This is a genomic window from Pseudarthrobacter sp. AL07, from assembly GCF_029960665.1.
Classification (GTDB): domain Bacteria; phylum Actinomycetota; class Actinomycetes; order Actinomycetales; family Micrococcaceae; genus Arthrobacter.
In genome coordinates, this window is the sequence record NZ_JASBRB010000048.1 from 1 (window position 1) to 8,938 (window position 8,938).

At 61.0% G+C, this 8,938-nt stretch carries 10 protein-coding genes; 4 read left to right on the forward strand and 6 right to left on the reverse strand.

Annotation, left to right across the window (positions count from 1 at the left end; genetic code table 11):
• The first annotated feature begins 221 nt into the window (after positions 1-221).
• The 4 genes from QK290_RS17905 (at position 222) to QK290_RS17920 (ending at position 4,889) form a co-directional block, all read left to right on the forward strand.
• Positions 222-1,517: an aspartate aminotransferase family protein gene (locus QK290_RS17905; RefSeq protein ID WP_282332004.1), complete on the forward strand. Its 1,296-nt coding sequence runs from the start codon at positions 222-224 to the stop codon at positions 1,515-1,517.
• Positions 1,518-2,043: 526 nt separating this feature from the next.
• Positions 2,044-2,931 carry an ABC transporter permease subunit gene (locus QK290_RS17910; protein WP_282332005.1) on the forward strand — a complete coding sequence of 296 codons (888 nt, stop codon included), beginning with the start codon at positions 2,044-2,046 and terminating at the stop codon, positions 2,929-2,931.
• A gap of 51 nt (positions 2,932-2,982) precedes the next feature.
• Positions 2,983-4,044, forward strand: coding sequence for an ABC transporter substrate-binding protein (locus tag QK290_RS17915; RefSeq protein ID WP_282332007.1), 1,062 nt, complete (start codon positions 2,983-2,985; stop codon positions 4,042-4,044).
• On the forward strand, positions 4,041-4,889 hold the full coding sequence (locus tag QK290_RS17920) for an ABC transporter ATP-binding protein (RefSeq protein WP_282332008.1): 849 nt from the start codon (positions 4,041-4,043) through the stop codon (positions 4,887-4,889). The genes QK290_RS17915 and QK290_RS17920 overlap by 4 nt, the downstream gene beginning before the upstream one ends.
• An 87-nt stretch (positions 4,890-4,976) precedes the next feature.
• Here QK290_RS17920 and QK290_RS17925 read toward each other — a convergent pair whose 3' ends face one another.
• The 6 genes from QK290_RS17925 to QK290_RS17950 all read right to left on the reverse strand — a co-directional run.
• Positions 4,977-5,177: a hypothetical protein gene (locus QK290_RS17925; RefSeq protein WP_282332009.1), complete on the reverse strand. Its 201-nt coding sequence runs from the start codon at positions 5,175-5,177 to the stop codon at positions 4,977-4,979.
• A gap of 760 nt (positions 5,178-5,937) precedes the next feature.
• Positions 5,938-6,285: a DUF202 domain-containing protein gene (locus tag QK290_RS17930; protein WP_282332010.1), complete on the reverse strand. Its 348-nt coding sequence runs from the start codon at positions 6,283-6,285 to the stop codon at positions 5,938-5,940.
• A 3-nt stretch (positions 6,286-6,288) separates the two neighbouring features.
• Positions 6,289-6,684: a DUF202 domain-containing protein gene (locus QK290_RS17935; protein ID WP_282332011.1), complete on the reverse strand. Its 396-nt coding sequence runs from the start codon at positions 6,682-6,684 to the stop codon at positions 6,289-6,291.
• A 72-nt stretch (positions 6,685-6,756) separates the two neighbouring features.
• Positions 6,757-7,743 carry a formylglycine-generating enzyme family protein gene (locus tag QK290_RS17940; protein WP_282332012.1) on the reverse strand — a complete coding sequence of 329 codons (987 nt, stop codon included), beginning with the start codon at positions 7,741-7,743 and terminating at the stop codon, positions 6,757-6,759.
• 83 nt (positions 7,744-7,826) lie between these two features.
• Positions 7,827-8,120 (reverse strand): hypothetical protein, encoded by a 294-nt coding sequence (locus QK290_RS17945; RefSeq protein WP_282332013.1) that lies wholly within the window; start codon positions 8,118-8,120, stop codon positions 7,827-7,829.
• Positions 8,121-8,500: 380 nt separating this feature from the next.
• Positions 8,501-8,938: transposase (locus QK290_RS17950; protein WP_282332014.1), on the reverse strand; the 438-nt coding region annotated here is incomplete at its 5' end.

Here is an 8,938-nt window from a genome sequence, read left to right on the forward strand (position 1 = left end):
CGGGCACATCCCTACGCGCCAGCCGCCTTCAGCGCACCTCCATTTTCGGATTAGACCTCAATGCCACCTTCCAGTAGACATACTGCCCGCATTTGATCCCTCGAATGAGCATAGTGTCTCTTCACGAATGTGTTTAGGAGGGGCAGACTTCAAAGAGTCCAGATGCGGTGAGTGTTCGGCGAGTCGACGTTCATACGCCCTATGCCAAGGAGCCAGCAATCGTGAGTGAACGACAAGCCATCATCAACCGTAGGGAAAATTTCCTGACCCCTGCGCATCGAGGCATGGTCGCGTACGACGAACCCATGATCTTGGACCGGGGTGAAGGCACCTACCTCTTCGACGAATCAGGCAAGCGCTACCTTGACTGCCTGGGCCAAAACCTGTGCATCAGCTTGGGGTACAACCATCCGGTCGTCACCGAGGCCGCGGTGAACCAACTGAGGAAACTCCAACACTGCACCACCATGTACCTCAATCGCGAACCGGGGCTCTACGCCGAGGAGCTGATCCGGACCTTCCCGGACGGCCAAGAATCCGATTGGGTCGTCCATCTGGTCAACAGCGGCGCCGAGGCCGTCGAACTTGCCTTCCTGATGGCCCGGGTTCACACGGGAAACCACGAGATCCTCTCGCTCCGAAATTCCTACCACGGCATCACGCCCGGGGCGATGGCTGCCACCGGCATCGGCGCATTCAGGCAGCAAACCCCCTTGGACCCAGGTTTCGCCTTCCTGGAGAATCCCGACCGGTTCAAGGGCATCCTTGGGCCCGAAACACACCCGTATATCGACCACATCGATCGGGTCTTTGCAACGTCAACGAACGACCGGATAGCCGGGATGATCATCGAACCAATCCAGGGCTTTGGCGGTGTCGTGGAAATGCCCGAGGGCTACATCCAGGCAGCCTTCGAAAAGACCCGAGCCCATGGAGGAGTCTGCATCGTCGATGAAGTTCAAACCGGATTCGGCCGCACGGGAAGCGGGTTCTGGCGTTACGAAAACCACAACGTCAAACCTGACATGATCGTGCTTGGGAAGAGCATCGCCAATGGATTTCCGATTTCGGCGGTCGTCGTCCGTCGCGAAATTGCCGAATCGATCGCCAACCACAAGTACTTCCATACTTTCGGTTCTAACCCGGTCTCTGTCGCCGCGGCACGGGCAACATTGCAAGTCATCACCGAAGACGCCCTCATTGAGAATGCCCATTTGCGTGGCCAGCAGTTCCAGCAAGGATTCGCCGAACTCCAAACCCAACACCCCATTATCGGCGACGTGCGCGGGTCAGGACTCTTGGCCGGAGTCGAATTCGTCAAGGATGGAGACCCAACAAAACCAGCAACGGAGGAAGCCAAACGCGTGCACGAACGCCTCCGCGACAATGGACTGATCATTGGCCGAGGAAGCGCCGCAGGAAACGTCTTCAGGTTCAACCCGCCCTTGACCATCACCAACAGCCAGGTCGACTTCGTTCTCGAATTATTCGACAAGGCACTTGCCACGGTGCTCTGAAACCAAACGAGACCTGAAAGTTGATGCCCGACGTTTCCAGGTCAGCCATGGGGCAACCCAAACACACGAGGGCAAACGCTGAGAAACCTTCCAGTTCACCTACGAGCCGGAGGCTTCCGCGATCCCATCCGGTTGCGGGCCTGAGTATCTGGCATCACGGCATCACGGCATCACGGCATCACGGCATCACGGCATCACGGCATCACGGCGGAGTGGTGTTTGCCAACTGAGAAAAGAGGATGCTCAATTGCAAAAAGAGCGTGGGTTCTATGCGCTCGAAGATTCTCCCGTCGTCGATGTAAAAGTACGACAATAAACGCTCCGGCCGTGCAGCTGGCAATTGCAGCCTAAGGGGGCCAGCGGGCTGGCCCCCTTTGTTGCCTGTCACCTGGTCCTATGCACAATTCGAGACGTTGGCTACTTTTATCCCACCACTCAAACGTGATCTCGTTCACATCCGATGGGGCTTAGGGATCTCTGCCACTTCTTTTGTGCCGTTCGAGACGTAAGAATTAGAAGGGCTTCCATGTCCACCGTTGCTATCACCGCGCCCGATGATAAAAAGCGCATTTCCACCCCCGGCATAAAGCCCAAAAATCGTGCACGGACGGCTGGCCTGAGACGGACCGCAGTCGGCCTCGCAGTCTTTGCTGCTTTCCTGCTGATGTGGTGGGGCGTGACGGCTGCAGGCCTGATAAAGCCCCTGTTTCTGCCCTCACCCGGGGCTGTCTGGGATGCTGCCGTCCAGGCGAACTCGTGCCGCCCGGTAGCTGCTGGAGCCGAACGTCTCGTCTGCGGCGAGCAGAACTACTTCATGTGGGAGCACTTGATCGCCAGCCTGCAGCGGATCGGCGCCGGCGTGGGCATGGCCATAGTGTTCGGCGTGGTCTTGGGTTTCATCATGGGCACTATTAAACCCATCAACACGGTCATTGAGCCATATTTGAACTTCCTTCGCTCGCTGCCACCGCTGGGCTACATTGGTCTCCTGATTGTCTGGTTCGGCATCGGAGACGTTTCGAAAATTTGGTTGTTGTTCCTCGCCGCGTTTCCACCGGTTGCGATGGCTACCATTTCCGGGGTGAGCGGAATCCGCCAGGACCGGATTCACGCAGCTCAATCGCTCGGCGCGTCCCGGTGGCAAGTATTGACGAACGTCATCCTGCCTTCCAGTCTGTCGGAGATCTTCAGCGGCATCCGCATTGCCGTCGGCTTTGCGTGGACGACCGTGGTGGCAGCCGAATTGAATAACGGGATCCCCGGTATTGGCGGTCTGGCGTACATCTCTGGTACCCAGTTGCAGACACCACTGACCATCGCGTGCATCATCGTCATCGGCATTGCTGCCATCGCCCTGGACGTCCTCATCAAGAACCTCGGACGACTCCTCGTTCCGTGGCACGGCAAAGCATAACTGTCCCGTTCCGCATTTGACCCATCCGCACCCTCAGAAGAAGGACCCATCATGACGAAACTTCCCTCCGGAACACGCCGCACGGCCGTCGTGGTCGCCGTACTGGCCATTACTCTCTCCGGTTGCGGCAGCGCGAAGGAGCGCACCGCGGAAACCTCGTCCTGCCCGTTTACCCCGGACGAATCCATCACTGCCACAGCACGCATCGCTTATCAGCACATCCCCAACGGGGACCTGATCGTCAAGGACCAGCGCGTACTCGAGGCATGCATGCCTAACGCCAAAATTACGTGGAATAAATATGACTCGGGTGGAGATGTCGTGCAGGCCTTCGGTTCCAACTCTGCGGATTTGGGGCTGATCGGATCCAGCCCGGCTACGAAGGCACTTTCGGCTCCCTTGAACATCGATATGAAGGTGGTTTGGCTCCATGATGTCATTGGGGACGCAGAGGCCCTCGTCGCCAAGGACACGTCCGTCAAATCAATCACTGCCCTAAAAGGCAAGACGATCGCTGTTCCCTTTAGCTCTACTGCCCACTACAGCCTGCTCAACGCTCTGAGGGAAGCGGGACTGGACTCCGCCCGGGACGTCAAAGTTATCAATTTGTCGCCTGACAAGATGATCGGCGCGTGGCAAAGCGGAGAGGTCGACGCAGCCTGGGTCTGGGACCCGACGCTGACTCAGCTCAAAGCCCAGGGGACCGTAGTCACCGGCAGCGGTGAAACTGCGAAGGCGGGGTTCCCGACGTTCGATGCAGAGGGTGCCACCAGTGCTTTTGTAGCAGCGAATCCTGGCTTCATGGACGTCTGGACCAGAAGCCAGAACTATGCCGTGGAACTGATCAACAAGGATCCCAAAGCAGCCGCGGTCTCCGTGGCCGTCGAGTTGGGTATCGCCCCGGGGGACGTCGAAAAGCAGTTCAATGGGTTCAAATATTTGACCGCAAAAGAGCAGAGCGGGCCCGACTACTTCGGAGGTAAGCTCGCAACTAACTTGCACAAAACAGCTGAGTTCCTCCACGGCGAAGGTGAAATCGCGGCAGTGGGCAGCGAACAGGCATATACCGACGGGCTCTACGGCGCATCCATCTCCAAGGTGGGCACCAAATGACAGCGGTGAACAGCGGTTCGGGTACGCCCCCGGTAATCGCAGGCCGGCGGGTGGTCCTCGACAACGTCTCCCAGCGCTACACAACGGACCGCGGGGACACGGTGCACGCGGTCTCGGACACTTCCATCACTGTTGAGTCCGGCGAGTTTGTATGCATTGTGGGCCCGTCCGGCTGTGGCAAGAGCACTCTTATGGACATGCTGGCAGGCTTTCTCACCCCTACTCAGGGCACCGTCACCATCGGCGGGGAGCAAGTCACAGGGCCCGGGCAGGATCGCGGCGTCGTCTTCCAGCAGCCAAACCTGTATCCCTGGCTCAGCGTGCGAAAGAACGTGGAGTTAGGATCAAAGTTCCGGAAGATCCCGGCGTCCGTTCGCCATGACGAAGCGGAGCGCTACCTGAAAATGGTAGGGCTGGAGCAGTTCATGGACCGCAAACCCTATGAGCTCTCAGGCGGCATGCAGCAGCGCTGCCAGATTGCGCGCGTTCTAGCCAATGACCCCGAGATCATCCTCATGGACGAGCCGTTCGGCGCCCTGGACGCGCTGACACGCGAGCGCATGCAAGTTGAACTGCTGCAAATCTGGCGAAAAAGAAAGAAGACCGTCTTCTTCATTACGCACAGTGTCGAGGAGGCAATCTTCCTCGGGACGCGGGTAGTGGTGATGAGTGCGCGTCCAGGACGTATCATCCTCGACGAGGCGATCAACATCAGTGACGAGAACGGTTCACCGCTGGGCGCAGAGCTGAGATCCGCACCCGAATTCGTCCGTCTCCGGGACAAGGTCTCCACCGCCATCTACGAAGCGCAGGGCGTAACGGGAATGTCTCCCGCTCAACATTAATATGACTAAGCGAGTGCTTTGACGCAACCAGCAATTTCGCGCTTTTAGAGTAACTACTTAGCTACTCCCATCCCGTTCCGTGGTTCGTCACTCCGCTCCCCAGCTCTGCCCTCCTGCTCTGCCCTCCTGCTGTGTCCTCACGTCGTTCCCGATGGACCAGTTCAGCTCGATCAACTGGGTGTTGACCGTCCGCAGCGCCGTGGTGCGCGCGGTCTTGACCCGGTGCTTGAGCTCACTCAGGAGATCTGTGCAGCCGATGGGGAGGGCGAGGTCATGCGGATCAGTCATGGGTTAAGGAGCAGGAACCCCATCACCCCGACGGATATGCTCAGCCGAAGGGACTGCCCCTGGTTTTGTTGACTCATCTACCTACCAAGGACTCGTGGAAGGATGTCGACCGTGCCGGCGGCTCAACGGCCGCAGTTCCGCGAAGTGAGTTGGGGTCGCTAGTCGCTGTGGCGGTTTTCGCTGCGCCGTTGGCGGTGCGTGCTCACTTCGTGGAAGGCCGGACTGTCGGTCATGCAGGTTGCTGTTCTTTTCTCCATGAGATGTAGGAGAAGGAGGTACCCCGCTGTGATGGTCGTCGATTTCGAGCATAAGGGCAGCACCGTAGTGCTGTGCTTATCCGGGGCCGGTCATATGAGGGATGCTGGCTCTCTCTGCCGGAGCAAAATCGCGCGCAAGACTGTCACGTGTCGCGACCGGATGGCCATCTAAGCGTGCCAAATCGGGCAAAAAGTGGGTGCACAATGTGCACACCTGGGGCTTCGGATCGGATCGTATTGGTGCCGGGCTGGGCCGGATCGCGGAGGTTTTCGGGGGAACGGCGGATTTGCGGGGGCTGGAATGCAGTTCGAGTCCCACCTCGGGCACGCATTCCCGCTCGTCGGAAGGGGTTTTCCTTTTAATGTGTGGACATTGACCCACGGGTCCCTCTGACACGCCAACAACCCCAGTTCTTACTCGTGCGGGGGCCTACTAAAAAGGTATCGGGGATCAAGAACCAGCCCTGGCCTCACGCAAACCATCACCGTCAGGAGTCCTGGTGTCAGGGCTCCAAGGGCAGGAAGACCACCGTGTAGATTCCGAGCAGGGCGAGTAGTACGACGCTGGCTGCGACGGCCGCCGTCGATGCGACGTCCGGGGCCATGCTTTCCTGGTTGATTCCGCGGACGGCTCGCTGAAAGCGGCGTTTGCGTGTGACTTTGATGGCGACGGCGGTCACAACGGCGGCCGCGACGAGGGTGCCGACGAACCAGCCGTGGTGGGGCATCCATCGTAGGAAGACTGCTGCTGCGACGACCATTGCCATGGTGGTTCGGCCCCAGGCAAGACCGGTGGGTTCGGGTTGCAGGCCGGAGTCACCATGCTGGGACGCGTCCTGGTGGGTTGTCACGGTTCAGGCCGGGCGGACGACGACGACCAGAATCGCGGCGACAAGCGCACCGCCTGCGGCGAGGATGGGCGCGATGAGGGGGAGCGGCAGCGGCGTTTTTCGGCGCATAGCGCGTTCGACGTTCAGCCACCGGAAGAACGAGCCTCCGCCGATCACGAGAGCCAGGACGAGCAGCAGCACTGAGATGGTCTTGCGCAGTTCCGGGCCGAACAGGTCGGACATGAATGCCTCGACGGCGACACCGCCGGCGAGCATGGCCAGCGAGGTCCGGATCCATGCCAGGAAGGTGCGCTCGTTGGCCAGGGTAAACCGGGGATCCGGCTCAGTGCCGCCTCGATGGATCCGCCGCGAGAAGCCGCTCCGCCCTTCGCCGTCCTGGGCGTCCGGCTCCTCTGTCACGGTGTGTCCTTCCTTGCGTCGCGGTCCTGCCTGCATCCTAATGCGCGTTCGGCCCTGCTGTGCGCTGTGGGTTCACGCGAGCGCCACTGTCCGGAAGCCGCAGTTGCCGCTGGAGGACTCCGGCGTGTTAGACGTGCGGGCGGCGATGCGGTAGCGGTTGCAGTAGGAGTCGTGGCACAGATAGGAGCCGCCGCGCATGACGCGCCCGGCGCCGATGGTGGGACTCTGCGGGTTATCGACAAGGGAGTTGCGGTAGTACTTGGGGAGGAACCAGTCGTTGCACCATTCCCAGACGTTTCCGGCCATCTCGTACAGTCCGTAGCCGTTGGGTGGAAAGGTTCTTACCGGGGCGGTGCCGAGGTGGCCGTCGTCTCTTGTGTTGGTCTTCGGGAAGCTACCCTGCCAGATATCGCAGCGGTGTTCGCCTCCCGGGGTGAGCTCGTCGCCCCAGACATAGCGTTTGCCGTCGAGTCCGCCCCGGGCTGCGTGTTCCCATTCGGCCTCGGTGGGCAGGCGCCGTAAGGCCCAGACGCAGTACGCCGACGCGTCGTTGTGCGACACGTGGACCACAGGGTGGTCGGGAAAGTCTTCCCATTGCGACGCCGGACCGGTGGGGTGCGCCCAGTCGGCGCCGCGGATGTTCAGCCACCACGGCGCGCCCGCGGCGGCGTCGAGCACGTCGGCGCCGGAGGACGTGGAGAGCAGGTGAAACACCGCTGAGGACCCGTATTGTTCGGCTTCGGTGCGGTAGCCGGTGTCCTGGACGAATGCTGCGAACATGCTGGCGGTGACGGCTGTGGCGTCGATCCGAAACGCGTCCTGATGCACTTCGTGCACCTGCGTTTCGCCGTCGGCGGGGTAGCCCTCGCCAAACGCGTCACCCATGCCGAACGTGCCGCCGGTCAACTGGACATCCTCATGAGGCGACGGGCTGGGTGCCGCCGAGGCCCTGTGGTCGCGGCCGCCTGTTCCCGTCCCGGCGAGGGGTTGGCGTGATGGTGCGCAACAACTCTTGCCGTTGCCACCGGCTGAAATGTCCGGCCGGGCTGCACTCGTCACTCTTACTCCTGGGCCATGATCGACGCGGCACTCCGCTTGCGCATTGCGGCGCGGTCCTCCTCGCGGACCGGAACCTGCGCACGCTAGGAATCGTGGGTTGCTCCGATGTTCGGGTACAGCCGCTCCATGAGGTCCTGTGCGAGGTGGCCTCGGCCTGTGTTGCGAACGTGTTCCAAGTACTTCTCCAGTCGATTGTGGAGGGTCGAACCGGTCTGCATCGCCCCCTGCATCGGGTCGGGGAGGGTGCCGGGGGTTCCGGCGTAGAAGCCGAGCCATTCCATCCGGTTGGACCTCATCTGCGAGGCGAGGTCGGGCTCAACGTCAATGAGGCTCCGGGTGCGGACAGCACGCTGGTAGGTGTGGGCGCCGTGGCCCATACGAGGTAGGGGCGGGAATCGAGTCCACCGCCGCGGACCGCCGGTGTGTAGGACTGGCCCTGCCACTTGGTGGGCTGTTCCAGTCCGAACAGGTCCAGGATGGTGGGGGCCGGCCTTGAGGACCATCGGTACAGCGGTTGGCGCTAAGCGGGTGATCGCGGCATCTTCACCGTGTTGGCGCCCACCAACACGGAATGCCTTAGTTGCGGAAAAACCCTGTTTAAGGGGCCAGTGGCGGACAAATATACGCTCAGATGCGGTGTATTGTTCGCCCCACTGCCGCAAACGTGTCTGGCGACTGCGCAAGAAACTCGCTCGGACGGCCCAAGAAACCTGGACGAATATCTGTCCCGGCCGCCTTAGCGACTCTTCTATATCTGTCAAGGCGTTGTGGATTGAGCGTGGAGGGTGTTCAGGGTCCGGTAGAGATGGCGGGCGAGATAGCGTTTGAGGCAGCGACGGATCTCGCGTCGGGTCTTGCCTTCTGCGGTGCGGCGTTCAACGTACGCGCGGGTTCCGGGGTCGTGGGTCATTCTGACGATGGTGGCCTGGTGGAGTGCCCGGTTGAGGCGTCGGTCGCCGCCACGGTTGAGCCTGTGCCGGGTCGTGTTCCCGCTCGATGCCGGTATGGGGTTCACCCCGGCCAGAGCGGCGAAGGCTGCCTCGGAGCGGACCCTGCCGGGGTGGGACCATGCGGTGAGCACAACTGCGGCGATAACCGGGCCGATCCCGGTCTCGTCCAGGAGGGGCGCTGCCTCGCTGGCCTGGATAAGCTCGGCTGTCCGGCTCTGGTTGTCTTCGAGCTCCGTAGTGAGGGC

Excerpts from the sequence above, each read along its gene's own strand:
- QK290_RS17910 (WP_282332005.1), top strand. The coding sequence starts at position 2,044 with ATGTCCACCGTTGCTATCACCGCGCCCGATGATAAAAAGCGCATTTCC.
- QK290_RS17915 (WP_282332007.1), top strand. The coding sequence starts at position 2,983 with ATGACGAAACTTCCCTCCGGAACACGCCGCACGGCCGTCGTGGTCGCC.
- QK290_RS17920 (WP_282332008.1), top strand. The coding sequence starts at position 4,041 with ATGACAGCGGTGAACAGCGGTTCGGGTACGCCCCCGGTAATCGCAGGC.
- QK290_RS17925 (WP_282332009.1), bottom strand. The coding sequence starts at position 5,177 with ATGACTGATCCGCATGACCTCGCCCTCCCCATCGGCTGCACAGATCTC.
- QK290_RS17945 (WP_282332013.1), bottom strand. The coding sequence starts at position 8,120 with ATGGGCCACGGCGCCCACACCTACCAGCGTGCTGTCCGCACCCGGAGC.